Annotated in this window: 20 protein-coding genes; 9 read left to right on the top strand and 11 right to left on the bottom strand. The window is 68.0% G+C overall.

Annotation, left to right across the window (positions count from 1 at the left end; all coding sequences use genetic code 11):
* Positions 1–342 precede the first annotated feature (342 nt).
* The 5 genes from ABZT04_RS40500 to dnaA form a co-directional block, all read right to left on the bottom strand.
* Positions 343–879, bottom strand: a complete 537-nt coding sequence (locus tag ABZT04_RS40500; protein ID WP_356064178.1) for a DciA family protein — start codon at positions 877–879, stop codon at positions 343–345.
* The gene (recF, locus tag ABZT04_RS40495; protein ID WP_356064176.1) at positions 876–1,997 is read right to left on the bottom strand and encodes a DNA replication/repair protein RecF; all 1,122 of its coding nucleotides are present in this window, start codon (positions 1,995–1,997) and stop codon (positions 876–878) included. Before recF ends, ABZT04_RS40500 begins: the two co-directional genes overlap by 4 nt.
* A 62-nt stretch (positions 1,998–2,059) precedes the next feature.
* Complete coding sequence (gene gnd / locus ABZT04_RS40490) at positions 2,060–2,935, bottom strand: phosphogluconate dehydrogenase (NAD(+)-dependent, decarboxylating) (RefSeq protein ID WP_356064174.1); 876 nt, start codon at positions 2,933–2,935, stop codon at positions 2,060–2,062.
* A gap of 148 nt (positions 2,936–3,083) precedes the next feature.
* Complete coding sequence (gene dnaN, locus ABZT04_RS40485) at positions 3,084–4,214, bottom strand: DNA polymerase III subunit beta (RefSeq protein WP_356064171.1); 1,131 nt, start codon at positions 4,212–4,214, stop codon at positions 3,084–3,086.
* 924 nt (positions 4,215–5,138) lie between these two features.
* Positions 5,139–7,100, bottom strand: coding sequence for a chromosomal replication initiator protein DnaA (gene dnaA / locus ABZT04_RS40480; RefSeq protein WP_356064169.1), 1,962 nt, complete (start codon positions 7,098–7,100; stop codon positions 5,139–5,141).
* A gap of 399 nt (positions 7,101–7,499) precedes the next feature.
* Here dnaA and rpmH point away from each other — a divergent pair, with 399 nt between their 5' ends.
* From rpmH to ABZT04_RS40435, 9 genes are all read left to right on the top strand, one after another.
* On the top strand, positions 7,500–7,637 hold the full coding sequence (gene rpmH, locus ABZT04_RS40475; RefSeq protein ID WP_006381191.1) for a 50S ribosomal protein L34: 138 nt from the start codon (positions 7,500–7,502) through the stop codon (positions 7,635–7,637).
* Positions 7,638–7,658: 21 nt separating this feature from the next.
* A complete protein-coding gene (rnpA, locus tag ABZT04_RS40470) occupies positions 7,659–8,030 on the top strand; it encodes a ribonuclease P protein component (RefSeq protein ID WP_356064167.1) in 372 nt (123 codons plus the stop codon).
* Complete coding sequence (gene yidD, locus ABZT04_RS40465) at positions 8,027–8,380, top strand: membrane protein insertion efficiency factor YidD (RefSeq protein ID WP_355919919.1); 354 nt, start codon at positions 8,027–8,029, stop codon at positions 8,378–8,380. Before rnpA ends, yidD begins: the two co-directional genes overlap by 4 nt.
* A 3-nt stretch (positions 8,381–8,383) precedes the next feature.
* Positions 8,384–9,682, top strand: coding sequence for a membrane protein insertase YidC (yidC, locus tag ABZT04_RS40460; protein ID WP_356064165.1), 1,299 nt, complete (start codon positions 8,384–8,386; stop codon positions 9,680–9,682).
* Positions 9,683–9,698: 16 nt separating this feature from the next.
* Positions 9,699–10,211, top strand: coding sequence for a R3H domain-containing nucleic acid-binding protein (locus ABZT04_RS40455; protein WP_019055151.1), 513 nt, complete (start codon positions 9,699–9,701; stop codon positions 10,209–10,211).
* Positions 10,212–10,347: 136 nt separating this feature from the next.
* Positions 10,348–11,064, top strand: coding sequence for a 16S rRNA (guanine(527)-N(7))-methyltransferase RsmG (gene rsmG, locus ABZT04_RS40450; protein ID WP_356064163.1), 717 nt, complete (start codon positions 10,348–10,350; stop codon positions 11,062–11,064).
* A 296-nt stretch (positions 11,065–11,360) separates the two neighbouring features.
* Positions 11,361–12,434, top strand: a complete 1,074-nt coding sequence (locus tag ABZT04_RS40445) for a ParA family protein (protein WP_355920014.1) — start codon at positions 11,361–11,363, stop codon at positions 12,432–12,434.
* On the top strand, positions 12,431–13,534 hold the full coding sequence (locus ABZT04_RS40440; RefSeq protein ID WP_356064162.1) for a ParB/RepB/Spo0J family partition protein: 1,104 nt from the start codon (positions 12,431–12,433) through the stop codon (positions 13,532–13,534). Before ABZT04_RS40445 ends, ABZT04_RS40440 begins: the two co-directional genes overlap by 4 nt.
* 328 nt (positions 13,535–13,862) lie before the next feature.
* Positions 13,863–14,480, top strand: a complete 618-nt coding sequence (locus ABZT04_RS40435; protein WP_356064160.1) for a GNAT family N-acetyltransferase — start codon at positions 13,863–13,865, stop codon at positions 14,478–14,480.
* Between the two features lie 52 nt (positions 14,481–14,532).
* Here the strand turns inward: ABZT04_RS40435 and trxA are convergent, their stop codons facing one another.
* From trxA to murJ, 6 genes are all read right to left on the bottom strand, one after another.
* The gene (gene trxA, locus ABZT04_RS40430) at positions 14,533–14,865 is read right to left on the bottom strand and encodes a thioredoxin (protein ID WP_355919935.1); all 333 of its coding nucleotides are present in this window, start codon (positions 14,863–14,865) and stop codon (positions 14,533–14,535) included.
* Between the two features lie 42 nt (positions 14,866–14,907).
* Positions 14,908–15,876, bottom strand: coding sequence for a thioredoxin-disulfide reductase (trxB, locus tag ABZT04_RS40425; protein WP_200676820.1), 969 nt, complete (start codon positions 15,874–15,876; stop codon positions 14,908–14,910).
* 171 nt (positions 15,877–16,047) lie between these two features.
* Positions 16,048–17,010 carry a hypothetical protein gene (locus ABZT04_RS40420; protein WP_356064156.1) on the bottom strand — a complete coding sequence of 321 codons (963 nt, stop codon included), beginning with the start codon at positions 17,008–17,010 and terminating at the stop codon, positions 16,048–16,050.
* Complete coding sequence (gene sigM, locus ABZT04_RS40415; RefSeq protein ID WP_356064154.1) at positions 17,007–17,732, bottom strand: RNA polymerase sigma factor SigM; 726 nt, start codon at positions 17,730–17,732, stop codon at positions 17,007–17,009. Before sigM ends, ABZT04_RS40420 begins: the two co-directional genes overlap by 4 nt.
* A gap of 27 nt (positions 17,733–17,759) precedes the next feature.
* The gene (locus tag ABZT04_RS40410) at positions 17,760–19,478 is read right to left on the bottom strand and encodes a protein kinase family protein (protein WP_356064151.1); all 1,719 of its coding nucleotides are present in this window, start codon (positions 19,476–19,478) and stop codon (positions 17,760–17,762) included.
* A gap of 118 nt (positions 19,479–19,596) precedes the next feature.
* Positions 19,597–21,855, bottom strand: coding sequence for a murein biosynthesis integral membrane protein MurJ (murJ, locus tag ABZT04_RS40405; RefSeq protein WP_356064149.1), 2,259 nt, complete (start codon positions 21,853–21,855; stop codon positions 19,597–19,599).
* Between the last annotated feature and the right edge of the window lie 26 nt (positions 21,856–21,881).

Raw genomic sequence — 21,881 nt, 5'->3', positions numbered from 1 at the left:
AGCCAGGCTCTGGAGGCACCCCTGGTGGAGGGTGGCCGGAGCGGCTGCGGCGTGTTGCGTTGGTAAGCCTTAGTCAGCGTTGCTCGGTGTGTGTCCCACAAGTGGGGCGGGATTGCTTCCAGTCTACCGGTAGCGCCGACAGTGATGGGGGTTTGCCGGTACCTGAGTCCTCATGTGCCGCCCTCAACCGGTCTCTCCCGACTCCCCATATGCGGAACGGGGCCCAAGGAGGCTCACGGAGGCACTCAGCGCTTCGGGGTGTCAACCCTTTGCTACTCCGGGGTCAGGTCGGTGTTCGCCACCGCGTCCGGTCGTCCGCCGGAGCCTTCACTGTGATGTCAGTCACCCATAGGTGTCGCCGGGACCTGTGCTGCCCGGAGCCCGCAGAGGGCCGTAGCGGCGAGGCGGTCCACCGGGGTTGAGAACCTTGATCATCCGCACGGTGCCATGCCCCAGGTCCTCGTTGAGCCGGGCCACCAGCGTGGGCGTGAGATGACGTAGTTGGGTCGCCCAGGCCGTGGAGTCGCACTGCACGACCAGCACCCGCTCGTCCTCGTCGTACCTCTCCGGAACGCAGTGCTTGGCCAGGTTCTCGCCGACGATCTGCGGCCAGCGGCCCATCACACCGCCCACCGCGGCCGGCGTCTCCCAGCCGCGCTCGTTCAGCAGCCGGTTGATCGCGGCGCCGAGCGCCATCGGGTCGCGGCCGTCGGCGCGTGCGCCGGAGCGCAGCCCGCCGCGCCGCGCCTGCTTCTTCTGCTGCGCCGCGTCCCCACGCGCGCGTGCCTGTTCCTTCGCGGCGCGCAGCGCCACGCGCGCGAGGTCGACGCCGGAGGGCTCGGCCGCCTTCTTGGGCGCGGGTTCTTCGCCGGTGCTCATACGCGCTCCACCGTCCCGTCCGCCACGCTGTACCGCGTCCCCGCCAGTACGTGCGGTACGTCGTCGTCGACCGCGGCCGTCACCAGCACCTGCTCCCCGGGCGCCACCAGCTCCGCCAGCCGCTCCCGGCGGCGCGTGTCCAGCTCGGCGAACACGTCGTCGAGCACGAGGACCGGCTCATTGCCCTCGGCCCTGAGCAGGTCGTACGACGCGAGCCGCAACGCAAGGGCGTACGACCAGGACTCCCCGTGCGAGGCGTAGCCCTTGGCCGGCATCTGACCGAGTTTGAGAATCAAATCGTCCCGATGAGGTCCTACGAGGGTGACGCCCCGCTCGATCTCCTGCTTGCGCGCCTCCGCGATGGCCGCCATGAGCTGCTCGTAGAGGTCCTCGCGGGTGTGCGCCTCACCGGGCGCGGAGGGCTTGTACTCCAGGGCGACCGGGCCGCCCCCGGGGGCCAGTTGCTCGTACGCCTTGTCCGCGAGGGGCTGGACGGCGGCGATCAGATCGAGCCGCTGGGCGAGCAACTCGGCGCCCACGCGCGCGAGATGCTGGTCCCACACGTCGAGCGTGGACAGGTCCATGGAGCGTCCGCCGTGCCGCCGCGCCAACGCGGCCGACTTCAGCAGGGTGTTGCGCTGCCTGAGGACCCGCTCGTAGTCGGAACGGACGCCGGCCATGCGCGGGGAGCGCGCGGTGATCAGCTCGTCGAGAAAACGGCGCCGCTCCCCGGGGTCGCCCTTCACCAGGGCGAGGTCCTCGGGGGCGAACAGCACGGTCCGTACGATGCCCAGCACGTCACGGGGTCTGACCTGCGAGGACCGGTTGACACGAGCCCGGTTGGCGCGGCCGGGGTTCAGCTCCAGCTCGACCAACTGCTGCCGTTCGCCCTGTCGGACCTGCGCCCGGATGATCGCGCGGTCGGCGCCCACCCGGACCAGCGGGGCGTCGGAGGAGACACGGTGGCTGCCCAGGGTGGCGAGGTAACCGATCGCCTCGACGAGGTTGGTCTTGCCCTGTCCGTTGGGGCCCACGAACGCGGTGACGCCGGGGTCGAGCGGGACGTCGACCCCGGCATACGAGCGGAAGTCGGCCAGCGACAGATGCGTGACGTGCATGGTCGTTCGCCGACCTCCCCCAGGTTGTGGATCCACGGGCCCGCGGCCTGTGGATCTGTGGATTACTTCGTCTCGACCGCGTGGCCGCCGAACTGATTGCGCAGCGCCGCGACCATCTTCATCTGCGGCGAGTCCTCCTGGCGCGACGCGAAGCGCGCGAAGAGGGAGGCCGTGATCGCGGGCAGCGGCACGGCGTTGTCGATGGCCGCCTCGACGGTCCAGCGGCCCTCGCCGGAGTCCTCCGCGAAGCCCTTGAGCTTGTCCAAGTGCTCATCGCCGTCAAGGGCGTTGACGGCCAGGTCGAGCAGCCAGGAGCGGATGACCGTGCCCTCCTGCCAGGAGCGGAAGACCTCGCGCACGTCCGTGACGGAGTCGACCTTCTCCAGCAGCTCCCAGCCCTCGGCATAGGCCTGCATCATGGCGTACTCGATGCCGTTGTGGACCATCTTCGAGAAGTGCCCGGCGCCGACCTTGCCGGCGTGCACCGCGCCGAAGTCGCCCTCGGGCTTGAGCGCGTCGAAGACCGGCAGCACCTTGGCGATGTGCTCGGCGTCGCCGCCGTACATCAGCGCATAGCCGTTCTGCAGGCCCCAGACGCCGCCGGAGACTCCGCAGTCGACGAAACCGATGCCCTTGGCCGCCAGCTCCGCGGCGTGCTTCTCGTCGTCCGTCCAGCGGGAGTTGCCGCCGTCCACGACGACGTCGCCGGGCTCCAGGAGCTCGGCCAGCTCGTCGACGGTCGACTGGGTGGCCGCGCCGGCCGGGACCATCACCCACACCACGCGGGGGCCCTTGAGCCTGTCCACAAGCTCTCCCAGGCTGTGGACATCGGCGACGTCCGGGTTGCGGTCGTATCCGATGACGGTGTGGCCTGCGCGGCGGATGCGCTCGCGCATGTTGCCGCCCATCTTGCCGAGGCCGACGAGACCGAGCTCCATCAGTCGTTCCTTAAGTGCGACGTGGCAGGAGGGCACTTGCGTACCTGTGTCCGAGCCTAAACCCGGACGCTCATGCACACCTGTGGGCATACGCGCTCAAAAGTACTCAGTCGTATGCCCCGACCTGCGGTGTTCTGGTCGGTACGGATCAGCCGCTCAGGCGGACCGGCATGATCAGGTACTTGTAGGCCTCGTCCGCCTCGGCGTCCAGGGCCGGCTTGCCGCTGAGCAGCGCGGGCTTGGTGGACGTCGTGAAGGACAACTGGGCCACCGGGGAGTCGATGGCGCTCAGGCCGTCCAGCAGGAACGTCGGGTTGAAGGCGATCGACACGTCGTCGCCCTCCAACTGCGCGTCGACCCGCTCCACAGCCTGTGCGTCGTCGCTGGAACCGGCCTCCAGGATCAGCACGCCCTGCTCGAAGCTCAGCCGCACCGGAGTGTTGCGCTCGGCGACCAGGGCCACGCGCTTGACGGCCTCCACGAAGGGGGCGGTCTCGATCACGGCGATGGAGTTGAACTCCGTCGGGAAGAGCGAGCGGTACTTCGGGAGGTCGCCCTCCAGGAGGCGGGTGGTCGTACGGCGACCGGCGCCCTCGAAGCCGATGAGGCCCTCGCCCGCGCCCGAGCCGGACAGCGCCAGGATCACGCTGTCGCCGCTCGTGAGCGCCTTGGCGGTGTCCAGGAGCGTCTTGGCGGGCACCAGGGCGACCGCGGACGCCTCCGGGTTCTCCGGCTTCCACAGGAACTCGCGGACCGCGAAGCGGTAGCGGTCGGTGGACGCCAGCGTCACCGTGTCGCCCTCGATCTCGATGCGCACACCGGTGAGGACGGGCAGCGTGTCGTCACGGCCCGCCGCGATGGCCACCTGGGCGGCCGCGGAGGCGAACACCTCACCGGGGACGGTGCCGGTCGCGGTCGGCATCTGCGGCAGTGCCGGGTACTCCTCCACAGGCAGTGTGTGGAGGGTGAAGCGGGAGGAGCCGCAGACCACCGTCGCCCGTACACCGTCTGTGGAAATCTCCACCGGCCGGTTGGGCAGGGCGCGGCAGATGTCGGCGAGCAGCCGGCCGGAGACGAGGACCGTGCCCTCCTCCTCGACCTCCGCGTCGACCGACACGCGCGCGGAGACCTCGTAGTCGAAGCTGGACAGGCTGAGCTGCCCTTCCTCCGACTTCAGCAGGAGGCCGGCGAGGACCGGCGCCGGCGGACGGGCCGGGAGGCTGCGTGCCGCCCAGGCCACTGCCTCCGCGAGTACGTCGCGTTCCACCCGGATCTTCACTGTTGCCGCCTCCTGCTGTTGCCGGCGCTTCTCGGCCTGCCTGGCTTCGTCGTCTGTCTCGGTGTCGTCGGTCCCTGTGAGGGGAAGGACATCCGGGAACAGTCTGACGCACGGCACTGACAGTAGGTGCCTCTCGGGGTCAAGTCGTGACGAGCCGCAGGCAGGCAGCGAAGCGCGAGTTGTGCACAGGCCCCGCTTCGAAACGGATTCCCAGCTCTCTCTAGTTGCTAGTAGTAGTAGGGGCTGTGGATACCGTGGATAACCGCGTTTTCGCAGGTCAGAGCGGGAATTTTGTCCACCGACCCTGTGGGCGACGCCGGTGGACAACCTCGGGTTTCTGTGGAGAACGGAAAGTTCTGCACACCCCATGCACAGCCGAGGGCCACTTCTCCCCAGCGCCGTCCCCAGCTTTACCCACCTTTCCCACAGGGCAACCCGGCACCTTCGTGTGACGCCTTTCACTCGACACGGTGAGGTGGCGCGTTGCGTTGCCGAACAGTGGACAGCGGTGTGGAGAAGCTGGTGATCGCTGGGGACAACCGGCCCCAGCCTGTGGGTAGTCGGTGGACAACTCCGTCCCCAGCCTGTGGATCACGGTTTTGTCCACAGCCTGTGGAGATCTTCTGTCCACGAATCCACAACCACTTGACCTGGTTCGATGGTCTCTCACCCGCGGCGCCTGTGGACACGATCTGGACAACTTCGTAGTCCCCAGGATGTGGACGGAAGAAAGTCGCCGAATCTGTGGAGGGCGGCCGTAACCCGGCGCCTATTCGAACAGCGGGGAGCCGATGCACAGGTGCGGATCGGCTGCGGGCGTGTCCCGGATCGGCTCCGGAAGCCGCTGGAATCGCCCTACGGCATGACGAAAGGCGCCCAGAGAGAAGATCCCTGGGCGCCCTCGGTGCCGTAACTCCGCGGCTGTCAGCCGTTCTTGATGCGGTTGGTCAGCTCGGTGACCTGGTTGTAGATCGAGCGGCGCTCGGCCATCAGGGCGCGGATCTTGCGGTCGGCGTGCATCACCGTCGTGTGGTCGCGGCCGCCGAACTGCGCGCCGATCTTCGGCAGGGAGAGGTCGGTCAGCTCGCGGCACACGTACATGGCGATCTGCCGGGCCGTGACCAGTTGGCGGCCGCGCGAGCTGCCGCACAGGTCCTCGACCGTGATGCCGAAGTAGTCGGCGGTCGCTCCCATGATCGCCGTGGCGGTGATCTCCGGGGTCGAGTCCTCGCCGCCCGGGATCAGGTCCTTGAGGACGATCTCGGTGAGACCGAGGTCCACCGGCTGCCGGTTGAGCGACGCGAACGCCGTCACCCGGATCAGTGCCCCCTCCAGCTCGCGGATGTTGCGCGAGATGCGGGAGGCGATGAACTCCAGCACCTCCGGAGGGGCGTTGAGCTGCTCCTGCACCGCCTTCTTGCGAAGGATGGCGATACGGGTCTCCAGCTCGGGCGGCTGGACGTCGGTGATCAGCCCCCACTCGAAACGGTTCCGCAACCGGTCCTCCAGCGTGACCAGCTGCTTGGGCGGCCGGTCGCTGGAGAGCACGATCTGCTTGTTCGCGTTGTGGAGCGTGTTGAAGGTGTGGAAGAACTCCTCCTGCGTCGACTCCTTGTCCGCGAGGAACTGGATGTCGTCGACAAGAAGGATGTCCATCTCGCGGTACCGCTTGCGGAAGCTGTCGCCCTTGCCGTCGCGGATCGAGTTGATGAACTCGTTGGTGAACTCCTCGGAGCTCACATACCGCACGCGCGTGCCGGGGTACAGGCTCCGCGCGTAGTGCCCGATCGCGTGCAGCAGGTGCGTCTTGCCGAGCCCCGACTCCCCGTAGATGAAAAGGGGGTTGTACGCCTTCGCGGGCGCCTCGGCGACGGCGACCGCGGCCGCGTGCGCGAAGCGGTTGGAGGCGCCGATGACGAACGTGTCGAAGAGGTACTTCGGATTCAGACGCGCGGTCGGCTCACCCGGACCGGCCGCCGGCGCGGGCTTCGAGCCCAACGGTCCGGTCGACCCCGGACCGCCGCGGTGCACATGACCGGAGTTCGACGACGAACGCGAGTCGGACAGATCGCGCCGCGCGTCGCGCTGGTTGTAGTCCGCGCGGGACTGCTCGTACTCGGCCCGCGACTGCTCGTACTCCGCGCGCTGCTGCTCGTAGGACGGACGCTCCATCGACTGCGGGCGGTAGTCCTGCGTCGGCGGCGCGTACTTGTCCTGCTGCGGCTGGTACGAGTCCTGGGGCTGGCCGTACTGGTCCTTCGCCGGTGACCCGTACTGGTCCTGGGACGGCGGCCCGTACTGGTCCTGCGAGGGCGATCCGTACTGGTCCTGCGACGGCGACGCGTACGGGTCCCGTTCCGGGAAGCCGAGCCGCTGCTGCTGCCAGCCGTAGTCGTCCTGCGCCGGCCGCGGCCAGGCGCCCGGCTCGGGGCGCTGGTACTCCGACGGATAGGCGGGACGGGCCGTGGGCAGTTGGTCGCCGGGGCCGCCCGGGAGCGGATCGGCGCGATGACGGCCGTAGCCCCCCTCGTACGGGTCGCGGTTCTGCTCGGGCTCTTCGTAGCGACGCTGGGGCTGGGCGGGGGGCGCCGGCGGGCCGGAGGGCTCGTTGGCGGAGTCGTCGACGGTGATCGCGATCCGGATCGGCCGGCCGCACTCGCGGCTCAGCGTTTCGCTGACGATCGGGGCGAGGCGGCCTTCGAGCACGCCCTTCGCAAACTCGTTCGGTACGGCGAGCAGGGCAGTGTCGGCGACGAGTGCCAGGGGCTGGCAGCGCCGGATCCAGTGCTCGTCCTTGGTCTCGACACCCTGCCCGCGCCCCTCACCGAGAAGTTGCTCCAGCACTCGTGGCCACACTGCGGCAAGATCGGCAGGTACGTCAGCCACAGGGCACGCTCTCTCACGGGTCCCACGAACGTGTGGTTCGCGGACGGGACGGGATGTACTTCGGGTGGGGCGCTGGGTAAAAGCGTGTCGGGACTGGGGACAAAGGAACGAATCGGAGTCCAGCCACGGTAGTCAGGGCGACGGGTGCGGTTCAAGTTGTTGTCCCCAGCCTGTGGATAGTGTCTCCTCCTGATTGCTGGTTTGACCGGATGGCGCAGCCCCGCGTACCGTGACCAGGTCGAGTTGTCGATGGCTGCTGCCGCCTGCCTCCGATGGGCACAGATCGCATGTGGGTGATCGGTCAGCGGTGCACTCGGGCGTAACTGCGAGCTACTCGTGGGCGCACGGTGACAGCCAGGACGGCACCCGCAACCACCGATTTATTTCTGGAGCCCCCTCGTGAGCAAGCGCACCTTCCAGCCGAACAACCGTCGTCGGGCCAAGACCCACGGCTTCCGCCTGCGGATGCGTACCCGTGCCGGTCGCGCGATTCTCGCGAACCGCCGTGGCAAGGGTCGCGCCAGCCTGTCCGCCTGATCCCGATCAGGTCATGACGTCGTGCTGCCTACCGAGCATCGGCTGAGGCGGCGCGAAGACTTCGCGACCGCGGTACGACGGGGTCGCCGGGCCGGCCGCCCGCTCCTCGTCGTCCACTTTCGTAGCGGTGCCACGGACCCGCACGCGTCGGGGGAGAGCGCTCCCCCGACGCGTGCGGGTTTCGTCGTCAGCAAGGCAGTGGGCGGCGCCGTGGTGCGCAACAAGGTGAAGCGCAGACTCCGTCATCTGATGCGCGAGCGAGTCACCCTGTTTCCCCCCGGTAGCCTGGTAGTCGTACGAGCGCTGCCCGCAGCGGGCGACGCCGACCATGCACAGCTGGCCCAAGACCTGGATGCCGCCGTTCAGCGGCTGCTGGGAGGGGGCGCGCGATGAAGTACCCACTACTGGCGCTGATCAAGCTGTACCAGTGGACGATCAGTCCGCTGCTCGGGCCGGTGTGCAAGTACTACCCGTCGTGCTCCCACTACGGCTACACGGCCATAGACCGGCACGGCGCGATCAAGGGCACCGCGCTCACGGCCTGGCGCATCCTTCGGTGCAATCCGTGGTCGCTCGGCGGTGTGGACCATGTCCCGCCGCGCAAGCGTCCGCGGTGGCACGAGATGCTGCGGGGTGCGGGGCGCGTACACAAGGGCGGGACCTCCGCCGCCGAAACGGCCACTGAAGGGCTGAGTCCTTCGAGCCCGGCCGCAGAGACACCGTCCCATGCCCAAGGAGCATGATTAGTGGACACGATTGCCAGTCTTTTCAGCTTCATCACGACACCCGTTTCCTGGGTCATCGTCCAGTTCCACTCGGTGTACGGGAAGGTCTTCGGTCCCGACACGGGCTGGGCCTGGGGCCTGTCCATCGTGTCCCTGGTGATCCTGATCCGCATCTGCCTGATCCCGCTCTTCGTGAAGCAGATCAAGGCGACCCGGGCCATGCAGACCCTGCAGCCCGAGATGAAGAAGATCCAGGAACGCTACAAGAACGACAAGCAGCGTCAGTCCGAAGAGATGATGAAGCTGTACAAGGAGTCGGGTACCAACCCGCTCTCCTCGTGCCTTCCCATCCTGGCGCAGTCCCCTTTCTTCTTCGCCCTGTACCACGTGCTCAACGGCATCGCGACGGGCTCGACGATCGGCGTCATCAACGACTCGCTGCTCGCCAGCGCGCGTAAGGCGCACATCTTCGGTGCCCCCCTGGCCGCGAAGTTCACGGACGGCAGCAGCAAGGTCGAGGCGCTCGGTGCCACGCTGACCGACGTCCGGGTCGTCACCGCGATCATGATCGTGATGATGTCGGCGTCACAGTTCTACACGCAGCGCCAGCTCATGACGAAGAACGTCGACACCACGGTGAAGACGCCGTTCATGCAGCAGCAGAAGATGCTGATGTACGTCTTCCCCGTCATGTTCGCCATCTTCGGCATCAACTTCCCCGTGGGTGTCCTCGTCTACTGGCTGACTACCAACGTGTGGACCATGGGCCAGCAGATGTACGTCATCCGCAACAACCCGACCCCGGGTTCCAAGGCCCAGGCCGCTTACCTGGAGCGCCTCACCAAGCACGTCACGCACCACGAGAAGACCCGCAGCCGCGGCGAGAAGGCCATCGTCAAGGCGATCGTCTCCAAGGGCCGTGAGCGCAACGAGTTCGAGCGCAAGTTCATCAACAGCCTCACCAAGGTGGGCCTCGTGGCCCAGCCGGACGGCACCGTGGTGAAGGGTGAGAGCACTGCGGTGGAGTCCGAGGACGGTACGCCGACCACGGCCGCTCCCAAGCGTCAGCAGCCCAAGCGGCAGACCAAGTCCCAGCGCCAGTCCTCCGCCGCCGCGAAGGTGACCGACGACAGCGCTGACGACACGGTCGACGACGCCGAGCCGAAGACCTCGCTGAGCAAGTCGGACGAACCCGAGGACGCCAAGCCCGCCACCGCTGCGAAGAAGGCCGCCCCGAAGCCCGCCGGCGGCACCCGCAGCAAGGCCCAGTCCGGACAGCGCAAGGGCCCGCAGCGGCCCAAGTCCCCGTCCAAGAAGTAACGAAGGAGTCCATCCCGTGACGGAAGGCACCACCTCCGCCGCTGCCGAGGGTGCAGACACCCTGTCCCGCCTGGAGCAGGAGGGCGAGATCGCCGCGGACTACCTTGAGGGTCTGCTCGATATCGCCGATCTCGACGGCGATATCGACATGGATGTCGAGGCCGACCGGGCCGCTGTCTCGATCATCAGTGACAGCAGCGGCCGCGACCTCCAGAAGCTCGTCGGCCGTGACGGTGAGGTGCTGGAGGCACTCCAGGAGCTCACCCGCCTGGCTGTGCACCGGGAGACCGGGGATCGCAGCCGACTGATGCTGGACATCGCGGGTTACCGCGCCAAGAAGCGCACCGAGCTCTCCGAGCTGGGCGCCAAGGCCGCGGCCGACGTGAAGAACACCGGCGAGCCGGTGAAGCTGAACCCGATGACCCCGTTCGAGCGCAAGGTCGTGCACGACGCGGTCAAGGCCGCGGGACTGCGCAGCGAGTCGGAGGGCGAGGAGCCGCAGCGCTTCGTCGTCGTGCTTCCCGCCTGATCGGTCCCTACGGTTCCACCGGCCCCGTCTGTTGAGCAGACGGGGCCGAACTTTGTCAGCCTGATAGTCCTGTAGTTCTGGTGGTCCTGGTGATCAGCGCCCAATGCGCTTGTGCGGTACGGAAGGACGGTCCCCCGTGACGGAGGCAGCGGAGCTTCCCCCTGCGCCCGAGCAGGCACGCGAGGTGTTCGGCGATCGCTTCGACGATGCGGTCCGGTACGCCGAGCTGCTCGCCGACGCGGGAGTGCAGCGTGGGCTCATCGGCCCGCGAGAGGTGCCCCGCCTGTGGGAGCGGCACCTGCTGAACTGTGCCGTCCTCTCGGAGGTCGTGCCCGACGGGGTGACGGTGTGCGATGTCGGCTCCGGCGCCGGCCTTCCCGGCATCCCCTTGGCACTGGTCCGTGACGACATCAAGATCACCCTGCTGGAACCGCTGCTCCGCCGCACGAACTTCCTCAACGAGGTCGTCGAGCTCCTGGGCCTCGACCACGTCACCGTCGTGCGGGGACGTGCCGAGGAGGTCATGGGCAAGCTGCAGCCGGTCCATGTGGTGACGGCTCGGGCCGTGGCTCCGCTGGAGCGGCTGGCCACCTGGGGCATCCCGCTGCTGCGTCCTTACGGCGAAATGCTCGCCCTCAAGGGGGACACGGCCGAGGAGGAGCTCAAGAGCGCGGCGACCGGACTCAGCAAGCTCGGAGCGGTGGGGACGTCCATCCTGCAGGTCGGCGAAGGGATCGTCGATCCGCTGTCCACAGTTGTGCGTGTCGAGGTCGGGGAGAGCCCTGGCGGAGTGCGTTTCGCTGCCAAGCGGGCCAAGGCGGCCCGTACGGGACGTACACGGCGGCGCCGTTGAGGATGCGTCGACGCCTGAACCGCGTTGGTGATCCGTCCTGACGACGAGACTTACTCCACACAAGCTGCCAAACCTACGCATGCCGGAGTGTCGCGACAGTTCGGCCTCGGCCGCTGTGCATCGTGTTTCACGTGAAACGTCGTTCACTGCTACACGGCATCATCAGTCGTGGCCGCGCTGCGGCCGAACCCCGCGATCGGAAGCCTCTCGGATCACTCGGAGAGGGCACGGAGTTGTCCACAGAGGTGGAATTCTCCACAGAACAACAGGCCTCACTGGTTCACGACCCTGAAGACATGGGAGGCTCTGTTCATTGCGAGCCTGAAGTCGAGGAGAGTGAATCCTTGCGGTCCGACGCCAACATCGCGGGACCGATGACCGATCCGGTCCCCGGTCCCCGTACCGAGTCGATGGGGGAGGATGTTTCACGTGAAACACCGCCCCCTATGGACGACACTCCCATCGGTCGTGCTGCCCAACTGGCGGTTGAAGCCCTAGGTCGTGCCGGCGAAGGCCTGCCACGACCGGAGCAGACCCGAATCATGGTCGTCGCCAACCAGAAGGGCGGGGTGGGCAAGACGACGACGACCGTCAATCTTGCCGCCTCTCTGGCCCTGCACGGGGCCCGCGTTCTGGTGGTCGACCTCGACCCACAGGGCAACGCGTCCACAGCACTGGGGATCGACCACCACGCGGAAGTTCCTTCCATCTATGACGTGTTGGTCGACAGCAGACCTCTCGCCGAGGTCGTGCAGCCGGTTCCCGATGTCGAAGGCCTCTTCTGCGCTCCTGCCACCATCGACCTGGCCGGTGCGGAGATCGAGCTCGTGTCCCTGGTGGCGCGCGAGAGCAGACTGCAACGGGCGATTCAGGCCTATGAGCAGCCGCTGGACTACATCCTCATCGACTGCCCGCCCTCACTCGGCCTGCTGACGGTCAACGCGTTGGTCGCCGGCGCGGAGGTCCTCATTCCGATCCAGTGCGAGTACTACGCATTGGAAGGCCTCGGGCAGTTGCTCCGCAACGTCGACCTGGTACGGGGGCACCTCAACCCCAACCTGCATGTGTCGACCATCCTGCTCACCATGTACGACGGCCGGACACGTCTCGCGTCCCAGGTCGCGGACGAGGTGCGCAGTCACTTCGGCGACGAGGTGCTGCGGACGAGCATCCCCCGCTCGGTCCGTATCTCCGAGGCGCCGAGTTATGGGCAGACGGTACTGACCTACGATCCAGGATCGAGCGGTGCCCTCTCCTACTTTGAGGCCGCAAGGGAAATCGCTCTGAAGGGTGTGGGCGTCAGCTATGACGCACCGCATGCGCACATCGGCGCTCAGAGCGACCAGAGCATGGTGGAGGGCATCCAGTGAGCGAGCGACGGAGGGGTTTGGGCCGTGGGCTCGGCGCACTGATCCCCGCAGCCCCGACAGGGGAGAAGACGGTGGCTCCGGCCGCGACGGGGGGTGGCGCTGCTTCCACGTCCCCCACGGCTGTTCCGGTCATCACCGGCGACCGGGGCGTGGCGGCTGCGAAGGTCACCATGCTCCCGCAGGTCTCCTACGAGACAGAGGACTCGTCGACGTACGGCACTGTGGAGACGCTGGCGCCTCCCGTAGGTGCCTACTTCGCTGAGCTGCCCCTCGGCGACATCACACCGAACCCGCGCCAGCCGCGTGAGGTGTTCGACGAGGACGCGCTGCAGGAACTCGTCACCTCCATCAAGGAGGTCGGTCTCCTCCAGCCCGTCGTCGTACGGCAGATCGCCCCGACGCGCTACGAACTCATCATGGGCGAGCGGCGCTGGCGGGCCTGTCGTGAGGCGGGGCTCGAAGCGATCCCGGCGATCGTGCGGGCCACGGACGACGAGAAGCTTCTCCTGGACGCCCTCCTGGAGAACCTGCACCGTGCCCAGTTGAACCCGCTCGAAGAGGCGGCTGCCTACGACCAGTTGCTCAAGGACTTCAACTGCACGCACGACCAGTTGGCGGACCGCATCGGTCGGTCCCGCCCGCAGGTCTCCAACACCCTGCGTCTGCTGAAGCTCTCGCCATCGGTCCAGCGCCGGGTCGCCGCCGGAGTGCTCTCCGCCGGTCATGCCCGGGCGCTGCTCTCCGTCGACGACTCGGAGGAGCAGGACCAGCTGGCCCACCGGATCGTGGCGGAGGGTCTCTCGGTGCGAGCGGTCGAGGAGATCGTGACCCTGATGGGTTCCCGTCCCCAGACGGCTCAGCGTTCCAAGGGCCCGCGGGCCGGCACTCTGGTCTCCCCGGCGCTGACCGACCTCGCCACCCGTCTCTCGGATCGCTTCGAGACCCGAGTGAAGGTCGACCTGGGCCAGAAGAAGGGCAAGATCACCGTCGAGTTCGCTTCGATAGAGGATCTTGAGCGAATCCTCGGCTCGCTGGCTCCGGGCGAGGGCCCGGTCCTGCAGAGGAGTCTGCTGGACGACGACTCGGAGGATGAGGACTGAGCCGTTCAACTGCGGCAAGGGATTCCTGCTCGTCCGACCAGCAGAGCGGGCCGTGTCCGGTGTGTACCGGAACACGGCCCGCTCTTTGCTTTCTGTCGGTATCGATGGAATCGCATCATGGATACGATGCGTTCGGGTATGGCGCATCCACCTGGCAGCACCTCTTAGGGGAGGCAGGGGCCATGCGAACGGTGAGCCGCACCGGACTGGTGAGCGCGGGTCTGGGCCTGGGGGCGGTCGGCGGGTTCGTCGGCAGTCTGCTCAGGGAACGCAGCGCTCTGACAGCCGCCTGCGAGGCTGCGGGCGAAGGAAGCGAGGATCAGCCTTCATGGGGCGTCGGCTCGTACCGCTCACGCTGGACAATCTCCCGGACCTTCCCCAGCGGTGTCGGTCCTGCGTCTTCTGGGAGTTGGATCCCGTCAGCGGCCAGGCCGCGGTAAAGGCAGGCACGTCAGCAGGAGAGAAGGAAGCCTGGATCTCCTCGGTTCTGCTGGATTGGGGCTCCTGCGGGCGGGTCGTCTATGTCGACGACGTACCGGTCGGCTTCGTCCTCTACGCGCCGCCTGCCTACGTCCCCCGATCGACCGCGTTTCCCACGAGCCCTGTCTCACCGGACGCCGTGCAACTGATGACGGCGTTCATCATGCCGGGCTACCAGGGGCAGGGCCTGGGCCGGGTCATGGTCCAGACGGTCGCCAAGGATCTGCTGCGGCGGGGTTTCAAGGCGATCGAGGCCTTCGGTGATGCCCGAGCGAAAGAGGCCGCCTGCGTCCTGCCTGCCGATCATCTGCTCGCCGTGGGCTTCAAGACGGTCCGCCAGCATCCGACGTATCCGCGACTGAGGCTGGAGCTGCGCACGACGCTCTCGTGGAAGGAAGACGTGGAGCTGGCGCTCGACCGACTCCTCGGGGCGGTACAGAAGGAACCAGCGCTCCGACCGCTCTAAAGCGAATGGGCCGACTCCGGGGAGTCGGCCCATTCGTGTTTCACGTGAAACATCACTCGGCGATGAAGTCCTCAAGGTCGCGAACGATCGCAGCCTTAGGCTTCGCACCGACGATGGTCTTGGCGACCTCGCCGCCCTGGTAGACGTTCAGGGTCGGGATCGACATGACGCCGTACTTGGCGGCCGTGCCCGGGTTCTCGTCGATGTTGAGCTTCACGACCTCGATCTTGTCGCCGTACTCGGCGGCGATGGCCTCAAGGGACGGAGCGATCTGGCGGCACGGACCGCACCAGGACGCCCAGAAGTCCACCAGGACGGGCTTGTCGCTCTTGAGGACGTCCTCATCGAAGGAATCGTCGGTCACATTCTTCAGAGTGCCGGCCACGGCGGGCTCCTTAACTTGATCGTGCGGTGGGGCGGATGGGGGTCAGACGGTGGTCTTCGCGGGCTCTGCCTTCTCCTCGTCCGCGAGGGCGGCGAGGAAACGCTCGGCGTCCAGAGCGGCGGAGCAGCCGGTGCCGGCGGCGGTGATCGCCTGGCGGTAGGTGTGGTCGACGACGTCACCGGCGCCGAAGACACCGGTCAGGTTGGTCCGGGTCGAGGGGGCCTCGACCTTCAGGTAGCCCTCTCCGTCCAGGTCCAGTTGGCCCTTGAAGAGCTCCGTGCGGGGGTCATGGCCGATCGCGATGAACAACCCCGTCACCGCGAGGTCCGAGAGTTCCCCGGTCTTCAGGTTGCGCAGCTTGAGGCCGGCGAGCTTCGGGTCGCCCTCGATCTCGGCGACTTCGCTGTCCCAGACAAACTTGATCTTCGGGTCCGCGAAGGCGCGTTCCTGCATCGCCTTGGAGGCACGCAGGCTGTCCCGGCGGTGCACGATCGTCACGGACTTGGCGAAGCGGGAGAGGAAGGTCGCCTCCTCCATCGCCGTGTCGCCACCGCCGATGACGGCGATGTCCTGGTCCTTGAAGAAGAAGCCGTCACAGGTGGCACACCACGAGACACCTCGGCCGGAGAGCGCGTCCTCGTTCGGCAGACCCAGCTTGCGGTGCTGCGAGCCGGTGGTGACGATGACGGCCTTCGCCTTGTGCACGGTGCCCGAGGTGTCCGTGACCGTCTTGATCTCACCGGTCAGGTCGACGGAGACCACGTCGTCCGGGATCAGCTCGGCACCGAAGCGCTCGGCCTGGGCACGCATGTTGTCCATGAGCTCGGGGCCCATGATGCCGTCCTGGAAGCCCGGGAAGTTCTCCACCTCGGTGGTGTTCATCAGCGCGCCACCAGCGGTGACGGCGCCCTCGAACACCAGCGGCTTCAGCGACGCGCGCGCGGTGTAGAGCGCCGCCGTGTAGCCGGCGGGCCCGGAGCCGATGATGATCACGTTTCGGACGTCGCTCACGGCTTGGTTCCTCGTCTCTGGACTGCGTCAGTACGACCGGTGGTCGCCCCTTTCGGAGCTTCCACCCCACCCAACGGATCCTACGGGGCCCGCATTCCCGGTGTGTCCGGGCACACGCAGACAGCACACGGTAGGGAGGTACCAAGCCGACCGGAGATGAGACGTCCGCAGTCAGGAACGCGGGTACGACCGCGTCAGGAGGACCTTGCCAGGGGTGGACATCTGGCTCGTCGTGCAGGCCGCGTCGACGACGTATGCCGTGACACGGCTGTTGTCGGAAGCATCGGGCAGCACCACGAGATAGGCGGCGCTTCCGTTGTAGGTGCCTTCCTTGGCACCGAGGACATCCTCGTTGCCGCGGTCGATGCCCTGCCGAATGCAGTCCGGGATGGAGTCAGAAGGCATGATCAGGGTCTGACTCTGGGGAGTCTTGGCGGAAGACGCCCCGCTGCCGGGGTCGGTTTCGGCCTTCCAGGACTTCTCCCCGCCGGTGGTGCCCCGACTCGTGGCCTTCTTGGTGGAGAGGAGATCCGAGACCTGGCTCTCCAGCTTGCCCTTGGAGAAGGTGTCAGCAGAGCTGGTCGGGTTCCCCTGAGCCGTGTCGGAGGACTGGTGGTCGCCCAGCGACTGGATGAACAGAGAGCCGGCCCCCAGAACGGCTGCGGTGAACACGGCTCCCAGGACGATCCTTCCGCGACGTCCGCCGCGACTCCGCCCCTTGCGTCCGGGACCGGTCGCCGCGTGCGCGCGTCCTGACGGACGGTCGGCCGCAGGCGATGTTTCACGTGAAACATGACTCTCGGCGCCCTCGTGGCCCTCGCCCGCCATGGAGCGGGACGCGCTCACCAACGTCGGCGCGGTCAGGGCTTCGGGCGCGGTGGCACCCAGGAGGGCTTCCGCGGCGAGGGCTGCGTCGATACGGCTCGCGACCTCGGCGGGCATACGCGGTGCACCTGGCAGTGTCCCCAGCAGACCGCGGATCTCCTCCAGCGAGTCGCGGACGTCCGCGCAGAGTTCGCACTCGTCCAGATGCCGTTCCACCTCCGCTGTCCTGGACGGCGGGAGAAGGCCCTCGGTGAGGTCGGAGATGTCCGCGACGTCCGGGTGCCCGGCCGTGTCTGTCGTGGATGTCACGCTCGCCCACCTCCGCCCTTCACAGCAGTTGAATCGCTCGGCCCTGCATCCTCGGGACCCGCGTCGCGAGGTCCCGCTGCCGGTGGGACGGATGTCCCCTGCGCCCGGTTCCGTCCTGAGCCCGGTTCCTTGTCGTCGCCAGCTCTTTCCGGCCGCAGATGGGTGAGCAGCGGAAGCAGTCTGGCTCTTCCGCGGGCGCAGCGGCTCTTCACCGTGCCGGTCGGCACATCGAGCATGCGGGCGGCTTCCGCGACGGGGTAACCCTGCATGTCCACGAGGACGAGGGCGGCGCGCTGGTCGGGTGGGAGAGTGCCCAGGGCTTCCAGCAGTTGGCGATGCAAGTCGTTGCGTTCCGCGGGAGCCGAGGCGGACTCGTGCGGCTCCAGGAGCTGTTCCAGGCGTTCCGTGTCGTCGACCGGAGACGTCTTTCTGGAGGCGGCCTTGCGAGCGCGATCCAGGCAGGCGTTCACCGTGATCCGGTGCAGCCAGGTCGTGACGGCCGACTGGCCGCGGAAGGTGTGGGCGGCCCGGTAGGCGGAGACGAGGGCGTCCTGGACGGCGTCAGCGGCCTCCTCGCGGTCTCCCAGCGTCCGCAGGGCCACGGCCCAGAGCCGGTCCCGGTGCCGCCGTACGAGCTCACCGAAGGCATCGGAGTCGCCTTCAACATGACGGGCGAGCAGATCCTGATCGCTCGCTCCGTCGTATCCGGCGCCTTCCGCCATCGGACCCCCTCCCCCTCCGGTGAGACGTCAGCCCGTGAACTTCACGTCGGTGATGGCCTGCTTGTAGCCCGCGTTGCTGTACTGGTCGCTCTCCGCGTGGGGCAGAGCGGTGAGCCAGACAAGAACGTACCGGCTCTTCACCTGCTTGGTGACCTTCACCGTGGCACTGGTCCCAGTCGTCGTGACGCTGCCGATCTGCGTCATGGAGTCCAGTGAGGAGGGCGACAGCGAGTCGGCCGCGTAGAGCTTCACCGTCGTGTGATCGCCGCTGTAGTAGAGCCCTATGGTCGCCGTGGACACGTTCTGGGCCGAACCGAGGTCGTAGACGATGCCCACGCCGGGCTTGTACGGCGCGAGTACCGGGCCCCCTATGAAGCTGGAGGTCCGCCAGTACGTCGACGAGTCCTTGTCGTACGTCTTGTCGACGTCGCCCGGATGCTGGGCGTCGCCCTTCGCCACGAACTCCTCGGCGCCCTGGATAGCGAGCGTCGTCTTGACGGGCTTGGTCTTGTCGCCGGACTTGTCGTTCCCGTCCGTGGTCTGCGTCTGCTTCGTGTCCTCGGACTTGTTGCCCTGGTCCATGAGAGCGTCCGCGAGCTGCCAACTGCCCAGGCCCAGTGCGGCGATGAGCAACGCGGACACGGCCCACTTGAGGGCCTTGCCGGTGCGGCTCTGCAGTGGGGGCGGCGGGGTCGCCACGGTCTGCGGGCCACCGGGATGCGACGCGGGGCGGCCGTACGTGCCCTGTTGGTACGTCGTGCGCTGGTACTCGGGCGGCGCGGTGAACACGGGCTCCGGCGGGCGGATGCGGGGCATCTCGCCGATCGCCTTCACCAGCTCCTCCGGTGTGGTGCATGCCGCTTCGTGCCGTGAAGCCGTGGCACCGTCGTTGGCGAGCGCGCGCATGGCGAGCTCCGACAGACCGCGGTGGACACCCGCGCGCACCTGATCGGGGGCGATGAGACCGACGCCCTTGGGCAGCCCGGACAGACCGTAGGCGTCGTCCTCGTACGGCCAGCGCTGGGTGAGCGCGGCGTACAGCAGGGCACCGATCGCCTCGGTGTCAGTGCGCTGCGGGGTGTCCGAACTGATGCCGCGCAGCGCGGCGTTGACGGCCAGACCACGGATACGCCACTGGCCGGACGAGGTGCGCAGCACGGCGTTCGGGTTGAGGCGCAGATGGGCGAGGCCCTCGCGGTGTGCGGCGGCCATGGCCGAGGCGATCTGGCTGACCATCTGGTAGGCGTCGTGCACCTCCAGCGGGCCGGGTGCCAGAAGCGCCGTCAGTTCCGTGGCGTCGGGCAGCCATTCGTGCACGACATAGACGAGGTCGTTCTCCTCCACGGCGTCCAGCACCTGGACGAAGCGGGGATCACCCAGCAGCGCCGAGGAACGAGCCGCGGCCAGCACGGAGCGGGCCCTCGCATGGTCCGCCGGCAGGATGTGGACGCCGACGGCACGGCGGAGCTTCTCGTCCACCGCGCGCCAACTGCTGAAGCCGTCCAGACGGGTGACGCACTCTTCGAGGCGATAGCGTCTGGCGAGCTTGTGACCGCTGTGCAGTTCGGGAGGTGAGGCCTTCTCGGTTCCCTCGATCCCGCCGCTCCCCTGTGCCTTGTCGCTTTCCGTGTCCCGCTCCGGGTTCTGGGCCACCCCGTCGGCCGTGGACTGGTCCGCCTTGGCGGTCAGCGGCTCGTCGCCGCTGTTGTCTGCCACGTCGACGGCAGCCGTGCTCCGTTCCGCCACCGTCGCTCCTGCCTCCCCATCCGTTGCACGCTGTCCGACGCCGAAACCAATTGTGCCCACAGTCTGCCGCTATGCACGACACACAGCGGCGGACGATGGTTGTGCGTGTGCCCCCGCCTCAGCGCCCCAAGCGCCCGCGCACCATGCCGACGAGGGAGTTGAGCTCCTCGATGCGCATGCGTCGGGCGGCGACGTAGAAGATTCCGAGCAGTACCGCGCCGCCCGCCAGAAGTGCGGCGAACGAGCCGACGACCCCCTGGCCGAGCGTATGACCGATCCCGTAGACGGCCGCACCACTGAGCAGTGCGGCCGGCACGGAGGCGATGCAGAGCCGAGCGTACGTCCGCAGCACACGAGCGCCGTCCAGGTCGCCGTCCAGCCGCTTGCGCAGCCGGTTCCAGGCGACGCCGACACCGATCGCGTAGGCGAGGCCGTACGAGGCCGCCATGCCGACCACGGCCCAGCGGGCCGGGAGCATGTAGTAGCAGGCCACCGAGGCGCCCGCGTTGACCGCGGCCACGATGACGGTGTTGTAGAAGGGCGTCCGGGTGTCCTCGTAGGCGTAGAACGCGCGCAGGACGACGTACTGCACCGAGTACGGGATCAGGCCGAGGGCGAAGGCCATCAGCATGAAGCCCATGTTGGTGGCCTCGCTGGTCCCCGAGGAGCCGAAGATCAGGGTGCACATCGGGATACCGAGGGCGAGGAGGCCGAAGGCGATCGGCACGATCGCCACGGCGGTCGTGCGCAGCCCCTGGGAGATGTCGTCGCGGACGGCGCCTCCGTCGCCCTCCGCCGCCGAGCGCGAGATGCGCGGCAGCAGAGCGGCCATCAGGGAGACGGTGATGATCGCCTGGGGCAGGCCCCAGATGAGCTGTGCGTTGGCGTAGGCGGCGAAGCCGGTGCCGTCGACGGGCGAGGACTTGCCCGCGGCGGTGGAGAGTTGGGACACGACGATCGCGCCGGCCTGGTTGGCGAGGACGAAGAGGACGGTCCACTTGGCGAGCGTCGCGGCCTTGCCGAGACCGTGTCCCCGCCAGTCGAAGCGCAGCCGCAGCCGGAACCCGGTCTCCCGCAGATACGGGATCATCGCGAGGGCTTGGACGACCAGGCCGAGCAGCACCCCGATGCCGAGCAGGCGCTGGCCCTCCGGCGGGATGCTCGTGACCTTCATGCCGGAGTTCGCGGAGGTGCCGTACACCCAGATGAACATGCCGAGCGTCACGATGATGACGATGTTGTTGAGGACCGGGGTCCACATCATCGCGCCGAACTTGCCGCGTGCGTTCAGGATCTGGCCCATCACGACGTGGACGCCCATGAAGAAGATCGAGGGCAGGAAGTAGCGGACGAAGGTGACGCCCACATCGTTGGCCGCCGGGTCGTTGGCCACCGAGTCGGACAGCAGACGGATCAGGAGGGGGGCCGCGAAGACCGCGAGCGCGGTGAGCGCGCCCAACGCCACCATGACGAGGGTCAGCAGTCGGTTGGCGAACGCCTCACCGCCGTCGTCGTCCTCCTTCATGGCACGCACGAGCTGCGGCACGAAGACGGAGTTGAGGCCGCCGCCCACGGTCAGGATGTAGATCATCGTCGGCAACTGGTAGGCGACCTGGAAGGTGTCGCCGAGCATGCCGACACCCAGCGCCGAGACGATCAGCGCGGAGCGGACGAAGCCGGTCAGGCGGGAAACCATCGTGCCTGCCGCCATCACGGCGCTCGACTTCAGGAGACCCGTGGTCCGGCCGCCCTTCGCGGGAGCGGCCGCGGGCGCCGGTGCCGGCGCCGTCGGGGTGAGCTGCATCGTCGCGTCGGACATCGGCTCCGGAGACGGCGCGGGGGGCACCTGGCCCGAGGACGGCGCAGGGGACGGGCCGGGGACCGCCGGGGGTTCCGTCGGCGGGCGGGCGCCGCCCTGGCCCTGGTCCCGGAAGAGATGAGCGAAGGCGTCCGGCTCGTGGTACTCCTCGCTCGCCCCGCTCACCAGGTCGTCCACGCCCACGAACTGCGTCGTCCGGGCGTTGTCGCCGTACGGCAGGTACTGGGTCGGGCCCTCCGGCTCCGGTGCCGGGGTCTGCGCCCACACACGGGGGTCGGGGGCGTACGGGGACTGCGGGGGCTGGGCGTAGAGCGGGGGCTGCGGCTGGTACGTGCCCGGAGGCGGCGGAGGGTGCGCGGCGCGGTCGTAGAGCGCCTCGGCGACCGGGTCCTGGGCGGAGAGGTCCTGCGCCCGGTAGGGGTCCTGGTCGTAGGCGTCCTGGAGGTACATGTCCGCGGGAGGCTGCGGCGGCACCTGGCCGTGTTCGGGTGGCGGACCCTCGGGGTAGCCCGAGCCGCCCGCGCCCTGACCGCGGTCACCGTCGTACGGCGCGTTCATGGTTACCCCACCTCATCGTCCCCGGG

This window comes from Streptomyces sp. NPDC005492, assembly GCF_040605995.1.
GTDB lineage: Bacteria > Actinomycetota > Actinomycetes > Streptomycetales > Streptomycetaceae > Streptomyces.
The sequence above is the reverse complement of the archived record's forward strand: the minus strand, read 5'-3'. Positions and strand labels throughout refer to the sequence as shown.